Raw genomic sequence first — 21,287 nt, forward strand, 5'->3', positions numbered from 1 at the left:
GCAAGCTTGAGGGCATGAGTCCCCGCCACGTTCTGCTCGCTGTGCTGGTCGCCGCCATCTGGGGCTTCAACTTCGTCGTGCTCAAGATCGGCCTGGACGAGTTCCCGCCGATCCTGTTCTCCGCGCTGCGGTTCCTCGCGGCGGCGGTGCCCGCGATCTTCTTCATCGGCCGGCCGTCGGTGGCGTGGCGCTGGGTCATCTCGGTCGGGCTGGTGCTGGGCGTCGCGAAGTTCAGTTTCCTGTTCATCGGCCTCAAGGCGGGCATTCCGGCGGGGCTGTCGAGCCTGGTGCTGCAGAGCCAGGTCATCTTCACGGCAGTGTTCGCGGCGGTCGTGCTGCGCGAACGGCCGAAGCCCGTGCAGATCACCGGCATCGCCCTGGCTCTCGCGGGGATCGGGGTGATCGCGTGGGACTACGGCCTCTCGTCGCCACTGCTCGGGTTCGCGCTGATCGTCGCGGCGGCGGTCTGCTGGGGCGTGTCGAACGTGCTGATGCGGTACGCACGACCGGCGGACACGTTGCGGTTCATGGTGTGGGTGAGTGCCGTAGCGGTGCTTCCACTGTTCGCGCTGTCGGCGCTGACGGAGGACATGAGCGCGCTCGGCCGCCTCGACTGGGCCGGCGTGGGTGCGGTCGGGTACGTCGCGTGGATCTCGACGTTGCTCGGGTTCGGCATCTGGGGATTCCTGCTGCGCCAGTACGAGTCGTCCGTCGTGGCACCGTTCTCGTTGCTGGTGCCGGTGTTCGGCATGTTCTCGGCGTGGGCGTTCCTCGGCGAGGACCTGACGGGGCTGCAGGCCGTCGCCGGTGGCCTGGTGCTGGTCGGGCTGGCTATTCCGCAGCTGCTGGGGCGCCGGGCGGCACGAACGGAAGTCCTGCCGGAGCCCCTCGTTCCAGCAGGTCGATGACGGCCTTCGTGTCGAGGTGATCGGCGACCAGATCGCCCAGCAGGTCCAGCTGGGCCTCGCGGGCGGCCTGGAAGCTCACCTCACCCGGTTCGAAGTCACGGCCCGCGCGCTCGGCCGCCCAGCGCAGGAACCTGCGGCGGAACGCGTCGTTCTCCAGCAGGCCGTGCCAGTGGGTGCCGAGCACGCGGTCGGTCTGGGCGCCCTCGTCACCGATGAGCGGGTTCTCGCCACTGCGGACGACCTGGCCGTGGTGGATCTCGTAGCCGGTGACGGGCTCGTCCCACGCGGTGCCCGACGGCGTGGCGAGCGTTTTGCGCGGCTGGAACCGGATGTCGACGTCGAGCAGGCCGAGGCCGTCGACCGTGCCACGCCCCGACTCCACGTCGTCCTCGATGCGCTTGGACAGCATCTGGAACCCGCCGCAGATACCGAGCACCGGGCCGTCGAAGCGCTGGATCGCCTGCGCCAGACCGGTTTCCCGCAACCAGGCGAGATCGGAGACGGTGGCCTTCGAGCCGGGCAGCACGACGAGGTCCGCGTCGGCCAGCCGGGACGGCTCGGTCACGAACCGCACCGAGACACCGGGCTCGCAGGCCAGCGCCTCGGCGTCGGTGGCGTTCGAGACGCGCGGCAACCGGATCACGGCCACCCGAAGCCAGTCACGCTTCGGCGGCCGCGGCCGGCCGATCACGCCGTCCGCGTTGTAGGACAACGAATCCTCGGCGTCGAGCCACAGTTCCTCGCTCCACGGCAGCACACCGAGCACCGGCCGGCCGGTCAAGGCCTTGAGCTGGCGCAGGCCCGGTTCGAGCAGCCGCGGATCGCCGCGGAACTTGTTGACGACGAAACCGGAGATCAACGCCTGGTCCGCGGCGTCCAGCACCGCGACCGTGCCGAAGAGGTGCGCGAACACGCCACCGCGGTCGATGTCGCCGACCACGAGCACCGGCAGGTTCGCGTGGACGGCCAGGCCCATGTTCGCGATGTCGTTGGCACGCAGGTTGATCTCGGCCGGCGAGCCAGCGCCCTCGCAGATCACGACCTCGTGGTCACGCCTGAGCTCGTCCAAAGTGGACAACACGGTGCCGAGCAGCTGCTGCTTGCGGTCGCGGTAGCTCAGCGCCGAGACCTCGCCGACGGCCTGACCGAGCACGACGACCTGGGACGTGCGGTCACTGCCGGGCTTGAGCAGCACCGGGTTGAACCGGACGCTCGGCTCCTTGAACGCCGCCCGCGCCTGCACCGCCTGGGCCCGGCCGATCTCCCCGCCGTCGAGTGTGACGAACGAGTTGTTCGACATGTTCTGCGCCTTGAACGGCACCACGTCGACGCCCTGGCGTGCCAGAAAGCGGCACAGACCGGCCACCAGGACGCTCTTGCCCGCGTCCGAGGTCGTCCCACAGATCAACATCGCGCCCCGCATGGACGCCAATGCTGCCATCATCACCCCCATGCTCACCGTCGTGCTCATGCACAGCCCGTTCCTCGGCCCCTCGAGCATGCGCCCGCTCGCCGACGAACTGGCCTCCGACGGGGTGGCCGTCCTGCTGGTCGACCTGGAGATGAGGATCAACGAGGCGCCCGTGCACCAGCGGCTGATCGGTGCCTTCGCCGACGCCCTGGAGGACGCCGGGGTCGGCGGCACGCTGGTGCTGGTGGGCCACAGCGGCGCGGGCCCGTTGCTGCCGTGCTTCGCCGACGCCCTCGAAATGGACGTGGCCGGCCTGGTGTTCCTCGACTCCGACCTGCCCACGCCGGGCAAGGCGTGGCGCGAAACCGTCGATCCCGCCCTCGTGAACCAGCTCAAGGCGTCCGTGCGGGACGGCAGGCTGCCGCGCTGGGACCGCTGGTTCGACTCGGACCCGCTGAAGCTCGTGCCCGCCGGCCTGCGCGAGGAGATGCGCGACGAGGCACCCGAGGTGCCGTGGGAGTTCATGAAGGAACAGCGCCCGGTCGTCGAGTGGTCCGGCGCGTGCGGGTACGTGCAGCTGTCGTCGTTCTACGAGGACGCGGCGGCTCGCGCCGGGGAACTCGGCTGGCCCGTGGAGCGCCTGGAGTCGCACCACCTGGCGGCCGCGACGTCGCCGTCGGCTGTCGCGGCCGCACTGAAGACCGTGATCAGCAAACTGTGAGGATCTCCGAGCCCGTGTCGGTCACGACGATCGTGTGCTCGAACTGGGCGGTCCAGCTCTTGTCCTTCGTGGTGACGGTCCAGCCGTCGTCCCACATCTCGCCCTCGTAGTCCCCGAGCGTGATCATCGGCTCGATCGTGAACGTCATGCCGGGCTCCAGCACCGTCTTCACCGACGGCTCGTCGTAGTGCAGGACCACGAGCCCGCTGTGGAACGCGCGGCCGATGCCGTGGCCCGTGAAGTCGCGCACGACGCCGTAGCCGAACCGGTTCGCGTACGCCTCGATGACGCGGCCGACGACGTTGAGCTCGCGGCCGGGCTTCACGGCCTTGATGGCGCGCATCGTCGCCTCGTGCGTGCGCTCGACGAGGAGCTTGGCCTCCTCGGAGACGTTGCCCGCGAGGAACGTGGCGTTCGTGTCGCCGTGCACGCCACCGATGAACGCGGTGACGTCGATGTTCACGATGTCGCCGTCCTCGACGACGGTGCTGTCCGGGATGCCGTGGCAGATGACCTCGTTGAGCGAGGTGCAGCACGACTTCGGGAAGCCGCGGTAGCCCAGCGTCGACGGGTACGCGCCGTTGTCGCAGAGGAACTCGTGCGCGACGGCGTCGATCTCGTCCGTCGTCACGCCCGGTACGACGACCTTGCCGGCCTCCTGCAGCGCCTGGGCGGCGAGGCGCCCGGCGATCCGCATGGCTTCGATGATCTCCGGCGTCTGCACCCACGGGTCGGTGCCGCGCGTGGGCGCGGGCTTGTCGACGTACTCGGGACGCACGATGCGCGAGGGCACCTGACGCCGCGAGGATTGCACACCGGGTTGCAGCGGAGCACGAACAGACATGCTCTCCAGATTAGCCGTCCGCGCGTGGACCGCCCTGAACCTGGTCCTCGGCACGAGGCTCCGGCAGGCGCGGCGCGGGCAGCAGGATGCCGGCCCGGATCAGCCGTTCACGCGTGGTCAGGTCCTTGGTCTTGCTCATCACGGCACCGCCTTGAGGAACCTCGCCGCCACCTCCACGGCTGGTGTCGAAGTCTCCCCGCTGAGAACGATGGTCGCGAACGCGAGATCGCCCCGGTAGCCCATGAACCACCCGTGTGAGTGCACGCCGTCACCGAACTGTGCGGTGCCAGTCTTGCCCCGCACGTCTCCGTACGGCTTGAGCTGTGGTGCAGTGCCGTAGTCGACGACCTCGCGCATCATCTGCCGCACCGGGTCGAGCGCGGCCGCGGGCGGTCCGGCGGGCTGTTTGTCCGCCTTGGTCTCCTTGCCGCGCACCAGTTGCGGCACCGGCATCGAGCCCTTCGCGATGGACGCCGAGACCAGCGCCATCCCGAACGGCGAGGCCAGCACCTTGCCCTGACCGAACGCGTCCTCCGCCCGTTCCACGACGTCGGTCGCGGGGGGCACGGAACCGGTGATCGTCGTCAGCCCGGCGATCTCGAAGTCGACGCCGAGACCGAGCGACAGCGCGGAGCTCGTCAGCAGGTCCGGCGGCATGTCGACGGCGAGCTGGGCGAACGTGGTGTTGCAGGAGAACGCGAACGCCGACCGCAGCGGGATGGTGCCCTTCTCGAACTCGCTGGAGTTCGGCACGATCCGTCGTCCGTCGATGGTGGTCTTGCCGGGACACGGCAGCGGGGTGTCGGCGGTGACCTTGCCGGACTGGATCGCGGCGAGTGCGCTCACGGCCTTCATCGTGGAGCCGGGCGGGAAGCGGCCGGTCAGCGCGAGCGCGCCCTGGGCGTCGGCCGGGTCGTTCTGCGCGACGGCCAGGATGTCGCCGGTGGACGGCTGGATGGCCACCAGGACCGTGGGCTGCGTGAGCGGCTCGACGGCGTCCTCGGCGGCGGCCTGGACCACCCGCGACAGCGCGATGTTCACGGCCTTGGCCGGCTCGGGGGCCTTGGAGTGCAGTTCCTCGACCTCGGTGCCCTGCGCGTCGACCGTGCTGACGCGGAATCCGGCGTTACCGGCGATGTCGTTCTCAACGAGCTTGCGCACCGCGGGCAGCACCTGGGAGCCGAAGTTGCGGCTCGGTGCCAGCAACGACGTCTGCGAACTGAACCGCACGCCGGGCAGGTCGTAGATCTTCGGCTTGACCGACTGGTAGTCCGCGTCCCGCAGCGCCGCCACCTGGTAGGCCTGGCCCTCCGGGGTCTTGCCCACGCCGTCGGTGATCGTCTGCTGGGTGATGGCCTGGTCGAGCGGGTTCAGCGCGTCCGCAAGGGACTTCGTGACCGCCGCGACGTCACCGGCCTCCTTGCCGACGAGCAGCACCGAGACGACGCGTTCGGGGGCGAGCAACGGCGTGCCGTCGCGGTCGAGCACCGGCGCCGGGTCCGGTGTGAGCTCGGTGAGCTTGATCGACTGCTGCGGCGCGAGCTTCGGGTGCACCACCGAGGACGCCCAGTGCACCTTCCACGTGTCGCCGTCCTGGCGCACGTCGAACTTGGCCGGGTAGGTCCAGTGGCGGTTCTTGCCGAGGTTCCAGTCGAGCGTGACGGACGCTTCGGACGCCAGCTCGCCGTTCTTGCGGATCTGGTCGACCTTGCTGCTCAGGCCTTCCGGCTTGAGCGCTCCCCGGAACTTCTCGAGGGTCTCCTTGGCGTCGTTCGGGTTGTCTGTCATCCCGGCGGCACCCTGCACGTCACCGGACGCGAGCTTCGCCAGGAAGTCGTTGGTGATCTCCGGTGCCCCTGGTTCGGATTCGAACAGCCCACAGCCGCTCACCGTCACCAGCAACACCGTGATCGTCGCGAGAAGGCGCACTCGCGCGAGTATGCCCGTTCAGAAGAGGACAGTGGCGTATTGCCCGACCTGTTCGAATCCGATTCGCCGGTAGGCGGCCTGCGCCACGTGGTTGTAGCCGTTGACGTAGAGGCTCGCGGTCCTGTTGAGAACCCTGGTCAGCCGGTCGGCCACCGCCGCCGTGCCCGCGGTGCCGATGCCCTCGCCCCGGCGGTCCGGGCGGACCCAGACGCCCTGGATCTGGCCGACCCTGCTGGACATGGCGCCGATCTCGGCCTTGAAGACGACCTCGCCGTGTTCGAACCGGGCGAAGGCCCTGCCCGCGGCGATCAGCTCGGACACCCGTGCCCGGTAGCCCGCGCCGCCGTCCTCGGCGCACGGGTCGATGCCCACCTCCTCGATGAACATCGAGATGGCGGCGGGGAGGTAGCGGTTCAGCTCGCTCGGGCGGACCTGGCGGACGTGCGGGTCCGGGGTGACCTTCGGGGTCGTCGAGATGGCCATCAGCGGCTGGTCCCCGCGGACCTCCCTGGCCGGGCCCCAGTCGGACTGGAGCTCGTCCCAGAGGGTCAGGACCTGCTCGGCGGGGCCGACGAGGCTGGAGCACATGCGCCCACGGCGGCGGGCGCGATCGGCGAACATGCGCATGGCCGTCGCGCTGCCCCTGAGCGGGATCAGGTTCGGCCCGGAGAAGCACAGGCCGTCGACACGGCCGCGGAGGGGCCTGGAGTCCGAGCCCCACATCTCGCCGCCCAGGCGCCACGGGTCGAGGCCGGCCGCTTCCACCCGTGCCGCGACCATGCACGCCGCCACGGGGTCGTTGTCGAAGACCCCGCGCACGTCGATCAGGTCGCGCTCGTCGAGAACGCGAGCTCCGGCAAGCCTCAGCACGTCACCTAGCGTGCCAGATTCACCGCGTGTGTGGCATCAGCCAACAGTGCCTTGTGCCTGGACACACGGTAAGGGCGCCTCACGGCCATGAGGCGCCCCTTTCGTTCGTACGTGCTAGCCGACCGTGACGGCCGGGGTTCCGCCCTCGACCGGTTCCATCTCCTCGGCGAGGCGCATGGCCTCCTCGATGAGGGTCTCCACGATCGCGTGCTCGGGCACGGTCTTGATGACCTTGCCCTTCACGAAGATCTGGCCCTTGCCGTTGCCGGAGGCGACACCCAGGTCGGCCTCGCGGGCCTCACCGGGACCGTTCACGACGCAGCCCATGACGGCGACGCGCAGCGGCACCTCCATGCCCTCCAGACCTGCCGTGACCTGCTCGGCGAGCGTGTACACGTCGACCTGGGCGCGGCCGCACGACGGGCAGGAGACGATCTCCAGCTTGCGCGGGCGCAGGTTGAGCGACTGGAGGATCTGGTGGCCGACCTTGATCTCCTCGACCGGCGGGGCGGACAACGACACCCGAATGGTGTCGCCGATGCCCTGGCGCAGGAGCGCGCCGAACGCCACGGCCGACTTGATGGTGCCCTGGAAGGCGGGGCCGGCCTCCGTGACGCCCAGGTGCAGCGGGTAGTCGCACTGCTCGGCCAGCAGTTCGTACGCGCGCACCATGACCACCGGGTCGTTGTGCTTGACGGAGATCTTGATGTCGTGGAAGTCGTGCTCCGCGAAGAGGGACGCCTCCCACATCGCCGACTCGGCCAGCGCCTCGGGCGTGGCCTTGCCGTACTTCTTGAGCAGCCGGGGGTCGAGCGAACCGGCGTTGACGCCGATCCGGATCGGCGTGCCGTGGTCCTTGGCGGCGGCCGCGATCTCCTTGACCTGGTCGTCGAACTTGCGGATGTTGCCGGGGTTCACCCGGACCGCGGCACAACCAGCCTCGATGGCGGCGAAGACGTACTTCGGCTGGAAGTGGATGTCGGCGATCACCGGGATCTGGGACTTCCTGGCGATCGCCGGCAGTGCGTCCGCGTCGTCCTGCGAGGGGCAGGCGACCCGGACGATGTCGCAGCCGGACGCGGTGAGTTCCGCGATCTGCTGCAACGTCGCGTTGACGTCCGACGTGAGCGTCGTCGTCATCGACTGGACGGAGACGGGGAACTCGCTGCCGACACCGACGTTGCCGACCATCAGCTGCCTGGTCTTGCGACGTTCCGACAGCACCGGCGGCGGCAGTGCCGGCATTCCGAGCATCACGCCGTCACTCATGGGTTGTGCACCTTTCCGTGGATCACTTATTGCAACCTGATCGGGTTGACGATGTCGGCGGTCACGGTCAGCAGCGTGATGGCGCCGCCGATGAAGATGACCACGTAGGTGAGTGGCAGCAGGCGCATGTAGTCGACCGGGGCGCCGGCGGGCTTCCCGCGCAGCTTCCTCACCCAGTCTCGCACCCGTTCGTAGAGGTTGACGGCGATGTGACCACCGTCAAGCGGGAGCAGCGGCAGGAGGTTGAACACACCGACGAAGAAGTTCAGACCGGCCAGCATGAGGATGAAGAACGCCCACAGGCCCCGTTCCGCGGCGTCGCCACCGAGCCGGGACGCACCCACGACTGAAATCGGGGTGTCGAGGTCGCGCTCGCCGCCGCCGATGGCCTGGACGACGGCCGGGATGCGCTCCGGGAAGCGCATGAGGCCCTTCCAGGTGTTCACGAACATGTCGCCGGTGAACGCGATCGAGGCCGGCACCGCCGCGAGCGGGCTGTACTCGAAGTTCTGCTGCCAGGTGACGCCGATGGCGCCGACCTCCTTGACCTCGCGGCCGCCCTTGCCGTCCAGCACCTCGCGGGTGACCTTCGGCACGTTCACCGAGAGCGCGACCTCCTTGCCGTCGCGCAGCACCTTGAACTCGGTCGGGCCGTTCAGCTCACGGGTGATCGTGAGCATCTCCGACCACGTCGAGATCGGCTTGCCGGCGATGGCGATGACCTCGTCGCCGGGCTGCAGGCCCGCGTCCTTGGCCGGAGCCGGGGCGCCGGGCTGGCACGGCGCGGTGAGGCCGACGGTGTGGTCCTGCACGCACGGCGTGATCTCGGCGAGAACCGGCAGGTCCTTGTTGTTCGGCAGGCCCAGCGACATCGCGAGGATCAGCAGAATGATGAAGCCGAGGATGAAGTGCGTGATCGAACCGGCGGACAGCACGACGACGCGCTTCCACACCTTCTGGTTGTAGAAGGCGCGCTTGCGGTCGTCCGGGTGCACCTCGTCCAGCGCCGTCATGCCGGTGATCTCGCAGAAGCCGCCGGCCGGGATCGCCTTCAGGCCGTACTCGGTCTCGCCCCTGCGGAACGAGAAGATCTTCGGGCCGAAACCGATGAAGTAGCGGGTGACCTTCATGCCGTAGAACTTCGCGGTCAGCAGGTGCCCGAACTCGTGCAACGCGATGGAGACCGCGATGCCGAACGCGAACAGCAGCACCCCGAGGATGTTGATGAATGTGTTCACGGAAAGTTCAGTTCCTTCCAACCAGCTCGCGGGCACGTGCGCGTGCCCAATCCTCGGCGGCCAGGACCTCCGCGACGTCCGCGGGGTCCTTCTGCCAGTCGTTCGCCTCGCCGAGAACCTGGCCGATGGTGTCCACGATCGACAGGAACGACGTGTGGCCGGCGACGAAGGAGGCGAGTGCCTCCTCGTTCGCGGCGTTGTAGATCGCAGGAAGGCAACCGCCGGCGGTGCCTGCCTGCCGCGCGAGCTCGACCGCCGGGAAGGTGACGCTGTCCAGGGGTTCGAACGTCCACGAGGTGGCGGTGTCAAAGGTACAGGCGGCGGCCGCACCCGCGACGCGCTCGGGCCAGGACAACCCCAACGAGATCGGCAGCCGCATGTCCGGAGGCGACGCCTGCGCGAGCGTCGAGCCGTCCGTGAAGGTGACCATGGAGTGGATGATGGACTGAGGGTGCACCACGACGTCGACGCGGTCGTAGGGGACCCCGAACAGCAGGTGCGCCTCGATCAGCTCCAGGCCCTTGTTGACCAGGTTCGCCGAGTTGATCGTGACGACCTGGCCCATCGACCAGGTCGGATGCGCCATCGCCTGCTGGACGGTGACGGCCTCGAGGTCTTTGCGGGTCTTGCCGCGGAACGGCCCGCCGGACGCCGTGAGCACCAGCTTGTGCACCTCATCCGCGGTGCCACCCCGAAGACACTGCGCGAGTGCCGAGTGCTCGGAGTCGACCGGCACGATCTGGCCGGGCTTCGCCGCCTTCAGCACGAGCGGCCCGCCCGCGATGAGCGACTCCTTGTTCGCGAGGGCGAGCGTGGCCCCCGTTTCGAGCGCCATGAGCGACGGTTCCAGCCCCCTGGACCCGTCCATGGCGTTGAGGACGACGTCCGCCGGGACCGCCTCGACCAGGTCGGCCATGCTGGTCAGCGTCCGGACGCCGGGGACCTCGGCGCCGTTGGCGACGGCGACCGTCTTCACGTCGAACTCCGCTGCCTGCTCTTTCAGCAGGCCGAGCTGACGTCCACCCGCGCCGAGGCCGACGACCTGGAAGCGGTCGCGGTTGCGCCGGATGACGTCGAGCGCCTGGGTGCCGACCGAGCCGGTCGAGCCCAGGACCAGGACAGTGCGTGGAGTACTCATCGCCCCTCATTGTTCCGGAGAGTGCCTGAGAGCACGGCACAGCCCGTTACTTTGATAACGGAGCGGTCTTGAAGGTGTGAAGTCGCCAGTTCGAGGGCATTCCATCGGCGTCAAGTCGTTGGAAGGAGACTCTCCGTGGGCATCCTCGGATGGATCGTGCTCGGTCTGCTGGCTGGAGCCATCGCCAAGGCAATCATGCCTGGTAACGACCCCGGCGGTTTCATCATCACGATGCTGCTCGGCATCGTGGGTGCGATTCTCGGCGGATTCATCGGATCTGCGGTGTTCGGGACCGACCTGGGCTCGTTCTTCGATCTTCGGACCTGGCTGCTGGCCATCGTCGGATCGCTGATCCTGCTGGGCATCTACCGCCTGGTAACGGGCAAGCGCAGTCACGCTTAGCCGCACAGACGTTTGAGACCGTTCGGGTGTCACCCGAACGGTCTCTGTCTTTGCTCCAGTCAGGTCGCGATGCCCGCGTCGCGTGCCAGCAACGCCGCCTGCACCCGGTTCGTGAGCCCCAGTTTGGCCAGCAACCGGGACACGTAGGTCTTCACCGTCGCCTCGGACATGTGCAGCTTCGCGCCGACGTCAGCGTTCGACATGCCCTGCCCGAGCAGCGCGAGCACCTCCACCTCACGGTCGGTCAGCCCCTCGACGGCCTTCTGCGCCTCCTGCCGCTTCGGCTGCCCCGACGTCGCCACCATGCCGACCACCCGCGACGTGACCATCGGCGACAGATACGCCTCGCCGTTGTTGACCGCACGCACGGCTCGAAGAAGCTCCTCCGGCGCCGAGTCCTTCAGCAGGAAGCCGGCCGCGCCATCAGACAGCGCGCGCACGATGTTGTCGTCCTCGCCGAACGTCGTCAGCATCACGACCCGGACCGAAGGTGCCACCACCCGCAGTTCCTTCGCGCACGCCAGGCCGTCCATGCGCGGCATGCGGATGTCGAGCACGGCCACGTCGACCCGGCGTTCACGCACGATCTGCAGGGCCTCGCGGCCGTCGCCGGCCTCCGCCACGAGCTCGATGTCGTCGGCGGTGCCGAGGATGGCCTTGATGCCGGCGCGCATCAGCGGCTCGTCGTCGGCGATGAGCACCCGGATCATTGACCTGTCCTCTGAACGTGGATCTTCTTCTCGACCAGCTTGCCGTCCCGGAAGCAGAAACGCACCACTCGGGTGCCTTTCGCGAGGTACGACTGCTCGTCGGTGATGTGGTAGACGCAGCGTGCGCCCGGCGGTTCGGGGCTGGCCTGGGACTTGCGTTCACCGTCGGCGACCAGGGGTTCGTCACCGGCCGGGAGCAACGCGCGCACGTCGGCCTCCGCCTGGCCCACCTCGATCCTGTCGAGGCTCTCCTGCGACACGACGTCGGTGACGGGCTGCGAGCCGAGGTAGGTGAAGCCGCCGATGATGATCGTCAGCACCACCGACGCCCCCGCTATCGAGCCGACGCCCGCCCACTTGCGGATGCCGCGCGGCGATTCGGTCTCGTCCTGCTCGTCCTCGGGCTCGTCGGGGAGCGGCGTCTCCTCGTACGGCAGCACGGCGGCGATGCGGAAGCCTCCGGAGGGCAACGCGCCGACGTGCAGGATGCCGCCGGCCACGCGCACTCGTTCGGTGAGCCCGATCAGGCCGACGCCCGGCGCCTGGACCGGCGAACCGTTGCGCGACGGGTTGTTGCGCACCTCCACGACCAGCGCGTCCGGCTCGTACTTCACCGTCACCTGCACGGCGGCGCCCGGTGCGTGCTTCGCAGCGTTGGTCAGGCCTTCCTGGGCCACGCGATAGGCCGCGTGAGAGACACGGGACGGCAACGGGTGTGCTTGCCCGCCGCGCACCAGACTGACCAGAACACCGGCCTTGCGCGCGTCGCTCACCAACGAGTCGATGGACTCCGCGGTCCGTGTCGCGGGGTCGTCGTCGGGACCGTCCTCCGCGCGCAGCACGCCGATGATCGCCCGCAACTCCCCCATGCCGGTCAACGCGGCCGAGCGCAGCACCCCGATGGCCTCGCGCTGCTTGTCCCCCAGCGACGGGTCCAGCGCCAGCGCGCCGGCGTGCACGGAGATCAGCGACAGCCGGTGGCCGAGGCTGTCGTGCATGTCCTGGGCGATGCGGCTGCGTTCGCGGAGACGGACCTGCCGCGACAACATCCTGTGCTCGACGCGCATGCGCCCCTCGCGGTCCTGCATGGCCTGCACCAGCGCCTCGCGTTGCGCCAGGTACCGGCCGACGAGGAACGGCAGCGCCACGCCCACGCCGAAGATCGTGACCAGGATCAGCATGCCGTAGACGGGTTCTATGTCGAGTGGACGCTTGTCCCAGTCCCACAGCAGCACCACGACGACGAACGTGATCGTGGTCGACACGACGGCCTTGACCCACGACTCGATCCGGCGGCCAGCCGTGTAGCTCAGCACGACCATCATGGCCGGACCGAAGAACGGAATCGCCGCGCCCGCGATCATGGCCGTCGCCGGCAGCAGGTGCCGCAGGGGCAACATCACCACGTAGACGGCGAAGTAGGCGACGAGCGTCCAGCCCGACGCCTTCGTCTCCGCCCACGGCCCCGGCCACAGGTCCAGCACGAGCACGCCGACCATGACGAGCAGGTCGCCGACGAGCCGCACCGGGGTCAGCCCCCGAAGCCGGGCCAGGGTGTCGGCGCGGAACGCCTCGGCCCTGGTCCGCACAGCAGTAGTCACGCTCTCAAACTACGAGACGTCCCATGTCCGCGCGGCACGCTGGAGTATCGAATTCCCGCGACGAAAGTTGACGCCGAGGTTGACCCAGGTCGCGTGGAACCGCTTCGACGAGGTTCGAAGGACCCTCCCCACGCATGATCGTCTCGACATGCTCCGCCTCCTGCACATCAATCTCTCAGGGGGAGACATGACAGCCCTGGCTTGAAGTTCGGCCAGCCGCGTGACGGATCCCGCGCTACGCGGCCGAGTGAACACCTGTGTACCGTTGTGAACATGAGTGTTCACTTGCTGCAGACGGCGACGTCCGTACTGCTCAAGGACCCGACCGCGTCCCTGAGCGACGTCGCGCGGGCGGCCGGTGTCGGCAGGACCACACTCCACAAGCGCTTTCCGACCCGGACGGCGCTGGTCCGCGCGGTCGCGAACGACGCGCTGGACCTGATCGACTCCGTGTCGTGCCAGGTGGACTTCGGCAGTGACGACGCGATCGAGGACCTCATGACGCGTCTGGTCGCGCTCGGCCCGCGGGTGGAGTTCCTGCTCCGCTTCCCCGGCCTGGAGCGCGACGAGCAACTGAGGACGCGCATCGAGGAGATGGACCGGCCCGTGCTCGACCTGATCACCCGGCTGCAGGGCACCAAGCTGCGCCGCGACCTGCCCGCGTGGTGGATCCTGCACACCCTCTACGCCGGGCTCTTCAACGCCTGGGAAGCGATCAACTACGGCCGTCTCGCGCCGTTGGACGCTCCCCGGTTCGTACTGACCACGGTGTTCGAGGGGGTAAGCAGTGCTGGAACAACTGACCGGACATGACGACCCGCACCCGATCTACGAACGGCTCCGCGCACAGGGCCCGCTGGTCCAGGACGGCGGCACGTGGCTCACGACGAGCCATCCACTGGCCAACAGGATCCTGCGTGATCGGAGGTTCGGCGTCCGGCTCTCCGACGGCAGCTATCCGAGCAACGGCAGCCTGCTGCCCGAGTCGTTCCTGGAACAGGACCCACCGGACCACACCCGGCTGCGCCGGATCGCCATGCCCGCGTTCAGCCCGAAGAAGATCGACGAGTACCGGTCCCGCGTCGAGAAGGTCGCGGAGTCGTTGCTCGACAAGGACGAGTTCGACCTGATCGCGGACTTCGCGGCGCCGCTGCCGATCTCGGTGATCAGCAACCTGCTGGGCATCCCCGACGCCGACACCGCGGAGTTCGCGGACTACGGCGCACTCGTCGCCGCGTCGTTCGACTCCGGGGTGACCCAGGAAATGGCCAACGCCAACGACAAGGTGCTCGCGCTGTTCGACCGCCTCATCGCCCAACGCCGCAGGACACCCGGCGACGACGTGATCAGCTCGCTGGTCACCGCGGAGGCCGAGCAGAAGCTCACCGCGCAGGAGATGCTCGGCACGCTGGTACTGCTGCTGGTCGCGGGCTTCGAGACCACGGTGAACCTGATCGGCAACGGCACGCGCGCCCTGCTCGACCACCCCGCGCAGTGGAAGCTCTTCAAGGCCCGGCCCGAACTCGCGTCCGCGGTAGTCGAGGAGACACTGCGGTGGGCACCGCCGGTGCAGATGACCAGCCGGATCGCGCACGAACAGGTCGGGCAGATCGGCAAGGACGAGTGGGTGACGCTGCTGATCGGCGCCGCGAACCGCGACCCCGAGGTCTACCCGGAGGCGCACAAGTTCGACGTGATGCGCGTGCACAAGCCGGAGCACCTCGCGTTCTCCAGCGGCATCCACTACTGCCTGGGTGCGACGCTCGCACGCATGGAGGGCGAGGTGGCGTTCCGCGCGCTGATCCGCCGGATGCCGGAGCTGCGGCAGACGGGGCCGGTGGCGTTCCGCGACTCGGTGGTGATCCGCGGGATGAGGTCGTTCCCCGTCAGCCGGTCTTGACCTTGGCCCAGGCGTCCGCGTACCTCACACCTCAGTGCTCACCGTCATGTGCGACGATGGCTTCGTAATCCGGATGAGCAGTGGAGGAAACCGTGGCTACGTCCTCGGAACTGGACAAGCGTCCTGCCGTCGACCCTCACGAGGAGCCGTCGCACGAGTGGGGCTGGCACGGCACGTTCCCCAAGGGCACCCGCATCGCGGGCTGGCTCTCGGCGATCTTCTGCTTCCTGATGCTGATCGGCAACCACCACGGCAAGACCGAGGACATCTTCCTCGTCGTCACCGGGGTCTCGATCATCGCCTTCCTGGTGTGGGACGCCGCGCGCAGCAAGAAGCCCTGGCGCCGCTAGAAGGTCTCCAGCACGATCTTGCCCTGGGTGCGGCCCGTCCCGCCCAGGGCATGTTCTTTTCCGGCGTCTTCCAGCGGGAACGTGGCGTCGACGTGCACCCCTGAGCCCGACTCGACCAGCTCATCGGTCTGGAGCCCGCTACCATCCGCTGATCACGCGAGCACCCAGCCCTGCACGAACTCCTTCGTGTACCCCTCGCAGCCCGCCACCGAGTCGAAGTGGTGGCCGCCCATGTTGCAACGGTGGAGCACCAACGTGTTCACGTCGCTGGGCTTGGCAGTGAAGATGTAGCCGAGCACACCGCCGTAGCGCTGCTGTCCCTCGCACGTGGGAGAAGCCGACGTCATGCGGTCCTCCGAGTTGTTGACGACGCAGCTGTACAGCGGCTTGGTGTTCGCCTCCTGCTTCGCGAGGAGCTTGCCGAGGCCGCCGGTGTTCTCGACCGTGAAGCCGGCCGGAACGCCGATGTTCGGCGTTCCGCTGTAGTGCCAGCCCTTTCCATTGCGGTAGCGGGAGAACGCGAGCGTCTCGCGCGGCGGCTTCGGCTGCGTGGTCTGCTGCGAGGACTGGGTCGGCTGCGTGGTCTGGGCGGGCTTCGACGCCTGCGATGACGACGGTGCCACGCTGCTGCTCGGGGCGGCACTGCTGCTGCTGAAGACCGTGCTGGACGGCGCGCTGCTCGCCGTGGAGGACGGCTGGTCCGAGGCCGGTCCCTGTTGCGCGGCCACCGCCTCGCCCTGCCGTGTCTCCGGCTTGATCAGGAAGACCGCGGCGAGTGCGATCACCACGACTGCGGCCGCGGCACCGGCGAAGATGCCGATCTTCTTGCGGGACCTGGGTTTCTCGTCCCAGTCCGCCTGTGTCGGCGCGTTCGGCGTGACGTAGCTCGTGACCGGTCCGATGACGACGGTCTGCTCAGACGGCGACAGCGGCTTGACCACCGTCGTGGCGCCGCTGAGCCGTCCCCGCAACTGAGCCGCCGTGAGCCGCCTCGTGTCGTCCTGGCTCAGCAGCGCCATGATCGTGTCGGCGAGCGGGCCCCTGGTGCGCTGGAGGACCGGCTCCTCGTACATGATCGCGTGCATCGTGGCCGCGGTCGTGTCGCGCTGGAACGGCGAACGGCCCTCGACGGCGTGGAACATGGTGGCGCCCAAGGCCCACAGGTCGCTCGCCGGTGACGGCTGCTTGCCCGCGAACAGCTCCGGCGCCATGTAACCGGGCGAACCCATGATGCCGCCGGTCGCCGTCAGTCCCGGGTCGTCCATCGCACGGGCGATGCCGAAGTCGGCGAGCTTCACGCGTCCGTCGGACAGCACCATGATGTTGCTGGGCTTTACGTCCCGATGCACGATGCCCGCGGCGTGCGCCGCCTCCAGCGCGTTGAGCGTTTGCAGGCCGATGTTCGCGACCTCGTCCTCGGTGAGGCTCCTGCGCGTCATGACCTCGGAGAGCGTGGGCGCCTCGACGAGCTCCATGACCAGGTACGTCACACCGTGCTCGACGATGACGTCGTAGATGCCGACGACGTTCGGACTGTTCAGGCGGCCTGCCGTGCGGGCCTCCCGCAGCACCCGCTCGGTCTCGGTGGTCCGCAGCTCCTTGAGCGCGACCTGCCGTCCGATGACTCTGTCCTCGGCGAGCCAGACGACCCCCATGCCGCCCCGGCCGAGCTCTCTGAGCATCGCGTATCTGCCCGCGACGAGCCTCGTGTCTTCCCCCACGAGCCCGCATGGTAGCCGCTCTGGTTGGGTCGGCCTCCGCGTGTGTCTGGGCGGGGGCCTTTCTCACCTTTCGAGCGCTGTAGCCCTAGTCACACGCCGTCAGACTTTCGAACTGACCCGGTGCTCGTCGCAGTAGACGACATGCATCGCGATCTCCGCACAGCAATGGTCACCGGGATTCTCGTGCATGTACCGGGGCCCGTCCTCGACGAACCGTCGCCACTCGTCTCCGCTGAGCGCGAACGCTTTCCAGCTCCCGGTGAGGAACAGCGTGTCCGCCGCGAAGTGATGCCGCACAACTTCGCGGTACGCGCGGCGCAGTGGCTGGTGGTCCGGCGTCAGCAGCTCGTCGAGCGGCGGGAACCCCCTGCTGTGGACGGTGTGCGGCCTGCCCCGCCCGAGCCGTGCCCGCACCTCTTTCCACCGTGACGGCGGAAAGCCGAGGCTGTGGTGCATCAACACAAGGTCCAGCAATGGCTCATCGCCGTCCCCGAGCCCCCTGCACTCCCACTCGGTCTCGCGCAAAGGCAGATACACCAACGTTCTGGGCGACCGCATGGCGAACTCCCACGCCAACGCGAGTTCAAGGGCCGCCGCTTTGTCCACGATCACCTGCACGCCGCAATACGCGTCGTACGTGTCGTACATCGGCGCGTGTTTCAGCGGCTTGGCGGGCCGCACCACCCGGTACTCGTCCCGCCCCAGCCGGACCGTGCTGACGAGCGTGCGCCACCGTGCCCCTTCGAGTTTCATCGCGGGGAACGGTAACGCCAGGTCAGCGGTTCGAGCTAGCGAATTCAGCCCTCGGCGGCGAGCTGACCGCAGGCGGCCGCGATCTCCTGCCCGCGCGTGTCCCGCACGGTGCACTCGACACCCTGCTCGCGAACCCGCCGCACGAACTCCCGCTCCACCGGCTTCGGCGACGCGTCCCACTTGCTGCCCGGCGTCGGGTTCAGCGGGATCAGGTTCACGTGCACGAGCTGCCCAAGGTGCTTGCGCAGCTTCTTCCCCAGAAGATCCGCACGCCAGCCCTGGTCGTTGATGTCGCGGATCAGCGCGTACTCGATGCTGACGCGGCGACCGGTCTTGTCCGCGTACCCGCGCGCCGCCTCCAGCACCTCGGAGACGTTCCACTTCGTGTTGACCGGCACCAACGTGTCGCGCAGCTCGTCGTCCGGCGTGTGCAGCGACACCGCGAGGCGGACCTGCAGGTCCTCCTCGGTCAGCTTCTTGATCGCGGGCACGAGACCGACCGTCGACACCGTCACGTGGCGCTGCGAGATGCCCAGGCCGTCCGGCGCCGGGTCGCAGATGCGGTGGACGGCCTCGAGGATGCGCTTGTAGTTCGCGAGCGGCTCGCCCATGCCCATGAAGACGATGTTCGACAGCCTGCCGGGACCGCCGGGCAGGTCGCCGTCACGCATGGCGGCGGCACCGAGGCGCACCTGGTCCACGATCTCCGCGGTCGACAGGTTGCGCTGCAGGCCGCCCTGGCCGGTCGCGCAGAACGGGCAGGCCATGCCACAGCCGGCCTGCGACGAGATGCACAACGTCGCCCGGTCCGGGTAGCGCATGAGCACGGACTCGATGAGCGTGCCGTCGTGCGCGCGCAGCAGCGTCTTCGACGTGGTGCCTTCGTCGGCAGTGACCTTGCGCACGACCGTGAACAACGGCGGCATCAGGTCGGCCACCAGCTTGTCGCGCGTCGTCGCCGGGATGTCCGTCATCTCGGCGGGGTCGACGGTCAGGCGGCTGAAGTAGTGGTTCGACAGCTGCTTGGCCCGGAACGGCTTCTCACCAAGCGCCGCAACGGCTTCCGCGCGTTGGGCGGGCGAGAGGTCGACCAGGTGGCGCGGCGGCAGGCCGCGCTTGGGCGCGTCGAAGACAAGGGGAAGCGAGGTCATAGCACATCTAGTGTCCCACGAACTTCACCAACACAAGACCGTTGCATCGCGATAGGTTCCGATATATCGTTAGCGACATGATGATGAAACCACACCACAGAGATCACCACCACAGGCACCGCCACGGACCCTTCGGGGGCGGCGGCAGGGGCGGCCGCCAGAGGCGCGGCAACGTCCGGGCGGCGGTGCTGTCCTTGCTGGCAGAACGGCCGATGCACGGCTACGAGATCATTCAGGAGATCGCCAGGCGCACCGGCGGCGTGTGGAGCCCGAGCCCCGGCTCGGTCTACCCGACGCTGCAGATGCTCGCCGACGAAGGCCTCGTCTCCGCAGCGGAAGACGGAGGCAAGAAGCTGTTCAACCTCACCGAACACGGCAGGACGGAGCATCCGGCTCCGCCCTGGCGCGACATCGAGATCCAGCTCGACCCGGTCGACGGCGAACTGCGCACAGCCGTCCGGCTGCTGGGCGCTGCGACGGAGCAGATCTCCCACGCGGGCACGCCCGAGCAGAAGACCCGCGCGGTCGAGCTCTACAACGAGCTGCGGCGCAAGCTGTACGCCATCCTCGCCGAGGAGTGACCTACCACCGGTCGTGCACGTGCGGCCGGATCAGTTCGTCGTACACCTCGGCGACAGCCTTGCCGTCCACCGGTTCGAGCGAGGCCGCCTGCGAGTTGGCCCGTGCCTGCTCCACGTTGCGAGCACCGGGAATCACCACCGTGACGCCGGACTGGTCCACGATCCACCTGAGCGCGAACTGCGCCATCGTGGCGCCTTCCGGCACCAACGGCCGGAGCCGCTCAACGGCCTCCAGGCCAACCTCGTAGGGCACCCCGGAGAAGGTCTCGCCGACGTCGAAGGCCTCACCGTTGCGGTTGTAGTTGCGGTGATCGTCCGCACCGAAAGTCGTTGCCTTGTCGTACTTCCCGGTTAGCAACCCGGAAGCGAGCGGCACCCGCGCGATGATCGCGACCCCCGCCTCGGCGGCCTGGGGCAGCACCTCTTCGAGAGGCTTGAGCCGGAACGCGTTCAGGATGATCTGCACGCTCGCCACGTGCGGGCGCCGGATCGCCTCCAACGCCTCCTCGACCTTCTCCACAGACACGCCGTAGGCAGCAATCCGTTGCTGCTCAACCATCTCATCCAAGGTGTCGTACACCTCGTCACGGCTGTAAACCGCAGTAGGCGGACAGTGCAACTGCACGAGGTCCAACGTGTCGACACCCAAGTTGCGGCGGCTCCGGTCGTTCCACGCGAGGAAGTTCTCCCGGCTGTACCCCTCAGCGACCTGCGCCGGCAGCCGCCGCCCCATCTTCGTGGCGACGAACACCCCGTCGTCCTTGCGCTCCTTCAGAAACCGCCCGACGAGCGTCTCACTGCGACCGTCGCCGTACACGTCGGCGGTGTCGAAGAAGTCGACTCCCGTGTCGGCCGCGGCGTGCAGCAACGCGAGCGCGTCGCTCTCGTCCACCTCGCCCCAGTCGGCGCCGAGCTGCCAGCAACCCAGCCCCACGACGCCGACCTGGCGGTTCAACCTGCCTGCGTTTCGCTTCTCCACGAACCTGAGCCTAGTCCCCGCCACCTTCAGGGACAGATCACAGGATCAGCCCTTTCGGCTTGTGCCGGACGTGCAGCCGATAGCCGACCGGAAAGCTCAGCCCGTCCACGGACGCGATCGCCCTTTCGGCCACCGTCGCGGAGAATTCGATGCGCAGCACGGCTTCCAGGTCCTCGCGCTTCTCGAAACGCCATTCCGCGGTAACGCGTCGCAGCGAGAACCCGTTGTCCGCGAAGAACTTCTCGACCGCGGCCGGGTCGTAGCGCGGTTCGTCGGCGCACAGCCACGGCCCGTACGGATCGGCCGAGCCGTCCAAGTCCACGATCGCCAAAGCACCTCCGGGCCGCAGCACCCGGTCCGCCTCGCGCAGGCCCGGCTCGCAGCCAGGCCCGAAGAAGTAGGCAGTGCGGGCGTGCACGAGATCGGCGGAGGCGTCGTCCAGTGGCAAACCTTGTGCGGGACCGGAAACGACGCGGACGTTCGGCAACGAGGCCACGCGGTGCTTGGCGCGCACCACCAACGGCGGGTGGGGTTCCACGCCCGTGACGGACTTCGCCGCCTGAGCGAAGAGCGGCAGGTGGAATCCGTCGCCGCAGCCGACGTCGACGACGTCCTTTGCGCTAAACGGGCATTCTTCGCTTAACGCCGCCCAAATCGCCCCGTGGACGTCCTGCGCGCGGTTCTCGATCTCGTACACGTCGGGCCAGTGCCAGATGTTCGGACTTGGCACGACGTCTGCCGGACGCACCGCGTTCAACGCCGCCCGCACGAATCCCCTCACGACGCCACTGTAGGACCTCCGTTTGACTGT

22 protein-coding genes are annotated in these 21,287 nt (G+C 68.4%); 7 read left to right on the forward strand and 15 right to left on the reverse strand.

Going from position 1 to position 21,287, the window contains the following annotated elements:
• Positions 1 to 14: 14 nt before the first annotated feature.
• The gene (locus BLR21_RS36175) at positions 15 to 908 is read left to right on the forward strand and encodes an EamA family transporter (protein WP_090013706.1); all 894 of its coding nucleotides are present in this window, start codon (positions 15 to 17) and stop codon (positions 906 to 908) included.
• Here the strand turns inward: BLR21_RS36175 and BLR21_RS36180 are convergent.
• The gene (locus tag BLR21_RS36180) at positions 832 to 2,331 is read right to left on the reverse strand and encodes a cobyric acid synthase (protein WP_090013709.1); all 1,500 of its coding nucleotides are present in this window, start codon (positions 2,329 to 2,331) and stop codon (positions 832 to 834) included. The genes BLR21_RS36175 and BLR21_RS36180 overlap by 77 nt on opposite strands.
• Positions 2,332 to 2,359: 28 nt before the next feature.
• Between BLR21_RS36180 and BLR21_RS36185 the strand changes: the two genes are divergently transcribed.
• Entirely contained in the window at positions 2,360 to 3,040 is a 681-nt protein-coding gene (locus BLR21_RS36185; RefSeq protein WP_090013851.1) for an alpha/beta fold hydrolase, read from the forward strand.
• Here BLR21_RS36185 and map read toward each other — a convergent pair.
• From map to dxr, 7 genes are all read right to left on the reverse strand, one after another.
• The gene (map, locus tag BLR21_RS36190) at positions 3,027 to 3,884 is read right to left on the reverse strand and encodes a type I methionyl aminopeptidase (protein ID WP_030479618.1); all 858 of its coding nucleotides are present in this window, start codon (positions 3,882 to 3,884) and stop codon (positions 3,027 to 3,029) included. The two genes, BLR21_RS36185 and map, sit on opposite strands and share 14 nt — an antisense overlap.
• A 10-nt stretch (positions 3,885 to 3,894) precedes the next feature.
• Positions 3,895 to 4,023, reverse strand: a complete 129-nt coding sequence (locus BLR21_RS44205; protein ID WP_256335162.1) for a hypothetical protein — start codon at positions 4,021 to 4,023, stop codon at positions 3,895 to 3,897.
• Positions 4,023 to 5,813 (reverse strand): penicillin-binding transpeptidase domain-containing protein, encoded by a 1,791-nt coding sequence (locus tag BLR21_RS36195; RefSeq protein ID WP_256335163.1) that lies wholly within the window; start codon positions 5,811 to 5,813, stop codon positions 4,023 to 4,025. Before BLR21_RS36195 ends, BLR21_RS44205 begins: the two co-directional genes overlap by 1 nt.
• 18 nt (positions 5,814 to 5,831) lie before the next feature.
• Positions 5,832 to 6,683, reverse strand: coding sequence for a GNAT family N-acetyltransferase (locus tag BLR21_RS36200; RefSeq protein ID WP_176929946.1), 852 nt, complete (start codon positions 6,681 to 6,683; stop codon positions 5,832 to 5,834).
• 114 nt (positions 6,684 to 6,797) lie between these two features.
• Positions 6,798 to 7,928, reverse strand: coding sequence for a flavodoxin-dependent (E)-4-hydroxy-3-methylbut-2-enyl-diphosphate synthase (ispG, locus tag BLR21_RS36205; protein ID WP_036016096.1), 1,131 nt, complete (start codon positions 7,926 to 7,928; stop codon positions 6,798 to 6,800).
• Positions 7,929 to 7,978: 50 nt separating this feature from the next.
• Positions 7,979 to 9,190, reverse strand: a complete 1,212-nt coding sequence (locus BLR21_RS36210) for a M50 family metallopeptidase (protein WP_256335164.1) — start codon at positions 9,188 to 9,190, stop codon at positions 7,979 to 7,981.
• Between the two features lie 7 nt (positions 9,191 to 9,197).
• Positions 9,198 to 10,328, reverse strand: coding sequence for a 1-deoxy-D-xylulose-5-phosphate reductoisomerase (dxr, locus tag BLR21_RS36215; protein WP_090013713.1), 1,131 nt, complete (start codon positions 10,326 to 10,328; stop codon positions 9,198 to 9,200).
• A gap of 135 nt (positions 10,329 to 10,463) precedes the next feature.
• Between dxr and BLR21_RS36220 the strand changes: the two genes are divergently transcribed.
• Positions 10,464 to 10,730 (forward strand): GlsB/YeaQ/YmgE family stress response membrane protein, encoded by a 267-nt coding sequence (locus tag BLR21_RS36220; protein ID WP_090013716.1) that lies wholly within the window; start codon positions 10,464 to 10,466, stop codon positions 10,728 to 10,730.
• 59 nt (positions 10,731 to 10,789) lie between these two features.
• Here BLR21_RS36220 and BLR21_RS36225 read toward each other — a convergent pair whose 3' ends face one another.
• The gene (locus tag BLR21_RS36225) at positions 10,790 to 11,440 is read right to left on the reverse strand and encodes a response regulator (protein ID WP_030479625.1); all 651 of its coding nucleotides are present in this window, start codon (positions 11,438 to 11,440) and stop codon (positions 10,790 to 10,792) included.
• Entirely contained in the window at positions 11,437 to 13,041 is a 1,605-nt protein-coding gene (locus BLR21_RS36230; protein WP_143028031.1) for a sensor histidine kinase, read from the reverse strand. Before BLR21_RS36230 ends, BLR21_RS36225 begins: the two co-directional genes overlap by 4 nt.
• 273 nt (positions 13,042 to 13,314) lie before the next feature.
• Between BLR21_RS36230 and BLR21_RS36235 the strand changes: the two genes are divergently transcribed.
• From BLR21_RS36235 to BLR21_RS36245, 3 genes are all read left to right on the forward strand, one after another.
• Positions 13,315 to 13,854 carry a TetR/AcrR family transcriptional regulator gene (locus BLR21_RS36235; RefSeq protein ID WP_090013857.1) on the forward strand — a complete coding sequence of 180 codons (540 nt, stop codon included), beginning with the start codon at positions 13,315 to 13,317 and terminating at the stop codon, positions 13,852 to 13,854.
• On the forward strand, positions 13,829 to 14,941 hold the full coding sequence (locus BLR21_RS36240) for a cytochrome P450 (protein WP_143028032.1): 1,113 nt from the start codon (positions 13,829 to 13,831) through the stop codon (positions 14,939 to 14,941). The genes BLR21_RS36235 and BLR21_RS36240 overlap by 26 nt, the downstream gene beginning before the upstream one ends.
• Before the next feature lie 92 nt (positions 14,942 to 15,033).
• On the forward strand, positions 15,034 to 15,291 hold the full coding sequence (locus BLR21_RS36245) for a DUF2631 domain-containing protein (protein ID WP_090013859.1): 258 nt from the start codon (positions 15,034 to 15,036) through the stop codon (positions 15,289 to 15,291).
• A 152-nt stretch (positions 15,292 to 15,443) separates the two neighbouring features.
• On the opposite strand, the gene BLR21_RS36250 is transcribed toward BLR21_RS36245, so the two are convergent.
• The 3 genes from BLR21_RS36250 to rlmN all read right to left on the reverse strand — a co-directional run bounded on the left by BLR21_RS36250 (position 15,444) and on the right by rlmN (position 18,916).
• The gene (locus tag BLR21_RS36250) at positions 15,444 to 17,012 is read right to left on the reverse strand and encodes a serine/threonine-protein kinase (RefSeq protein ID WP_338061087.1); all 1,569 of its coding nucleotides are present in this window, start codon (positions 17,010 to 17,012) and stop codon (positions 15,444 to 15,446) included.
• A gap of 99 nt (positions 17,013 to 17,111) precedes the next feature.
• Entirely contained in the window at positions 17,112 to 17,765 is a 654-nt protein-coding gene (locus BLR21_RS36255) for a hypothetical protein (RefSeq protein ID WP_090013727.1), read from the reverse strand.
• Between the two features lie 44 nt (positions 17,766 to 17,809).
• On the reverse strand, positions 17,810 to 18,916 hold the full coding sequence (rlmN, locus tag BLR21_RS36260) for a dual-specificity RNA methyltransferase RlmN (protein WP_030479638.1): 1,107 nt from the start codon (positions 18,914 to 18,916) through the stop codon (positions 17,810 to 17,812).
• Positions 18,917 to 18,993: 77 nt separating this feature from the next.
• Between rlmN and BLR21_RS36265 the strand changes: the two genes are divergently transcribed.
• A complete protein-coding gene (locus BLR21_RS36265; protein WP_090013730.1) occupies positions 18,994 to 19,497 on the forward strand; it encodes a PadR family transcriptional regulator in 504 nt (167 codons plus the stop codon).
• 1 nt (position 19,498) lies between these two features.
• Here the strand turns inward: BLR21_RS36265 and BLR21_RS36270 are convergent, their stop codons facing one another.
• Positions 19,499 to 20,476, reverse strand: a complete 978-nt coding sequence (locus tag BLR21_RS36270) for an aldo/keto reductase (protein ID WP_090013733.1) — start codon at positions 20,474 to 20,476, stop codon at positions 19,499 to 19,501.
• Between the two features lie 37 nt (positions 20,477 to 20,513).
• Positions 20,514 to 21,257, reverse strand: a complete 744-nt coding sequence (locus BLR21_RS36275) for a class I SAM-dependent methyltransferase (RefSeq protein ID WP_256335165.1) — start codon at positions 21,255 to 21,257, stop codon at positions 20,514 to 20,516.
• Positions 21,258 to 21,287 lie beyond the last annotated feature (30 nt).

This window comes from Lentzea albidocapillata subsp. violacea (assembly GCF_900100275.1).
GTDB lineage: Bacteria > Actinomycetota > Actinomycetes > Mycobacteriales > Pseudonocardiaceae > Lentzea > Lentzea violacea.

Bases quoted from the DNA above. Each gene is read 5' to 3' on its own strand.
- BLR21_RS36255 (WP_090013727.1), bottom strand. From the start codon at position 17,765: ATGAAACTCGAAGGGGCACGGTGGCGCACGCTCGTCAGCACGGTCCGG.
- BLR21_RS36185 (WP_090013851.1), top strand. From the start codon at position 2,360: ATGCTCACCGTCGTGCTCATGCACAGCCCGTTCCTCGGCCCCTCGAGC.
- BLR21_RS36225 (WP_030479625.1), bottom strand. From the start codon at position 11,440: ATGATCCGGGTGCTCATCGCCGACGACGAGCCGCTGATGCGCGCCGGC.
- map (WP_030479618.1), bottom strand. From the start codon at position 3,884: ATGTCTGTTCGTGCTCCGCTGCAACCCGGTGTGCAATCCTCGCGGCGT.
- BLR21_RS36180 (WP_090013709.1), bottom strand. From the start codon at position 2,331: ATGCGGGGCGCGATGTTGATCTGTGGGACGACCTCGGACGCGGGCAAG.
- rlmN (WP_030479638.1), bottom strand. From the start codon at position 18,916: ATGACCTCGCTTCCCCTTGTCTTCGACGCGCCCAAGCGCGGCCTGCCG.
- dxr (WP_090013713.1), bottom strand. From the start codon at position 10,328: ATGAGTACTCCACGCACTGTCCTGGTCCTGGGCTCGACCGGCTCGGTC.
- ispG (WP_036016096.1), bottom strand. From the start codon at position 7,928: ATGCCGGCACTGCCGCCGCCGGTGCTGTCGGAACGTCGCAAGACCAGG.
- BLR21_RS36265 (WP_090013730.1), top strand. From the start codon at position 18,994: ATGATGATGAAACCACACCACAGAGATCACCACCACAGGCACCGCCAC.
- BLR21_RS44205 (WP_256335162.1), bottom strand. From the start codon at position 4,023: ATGAGCAAGACCAAGGACCTGACCACGCGTGAACGGCTGATCCGGGCC.
- BLR21_RS36175 (WP_090013706.1), top strand. From the start codon at position 15: ATGAGTCCCCGCCACGTTCTGCTCGCTGTGCTGGTCGCCGCCATCTGG.
- BLR21_RS36235 (WP_090013857.1), top strand. From the start codon at position 13,315: ATGAGTGTTCACTTGCTGCAGACGGCGACGTCCGTACTGCTCAAGGAC.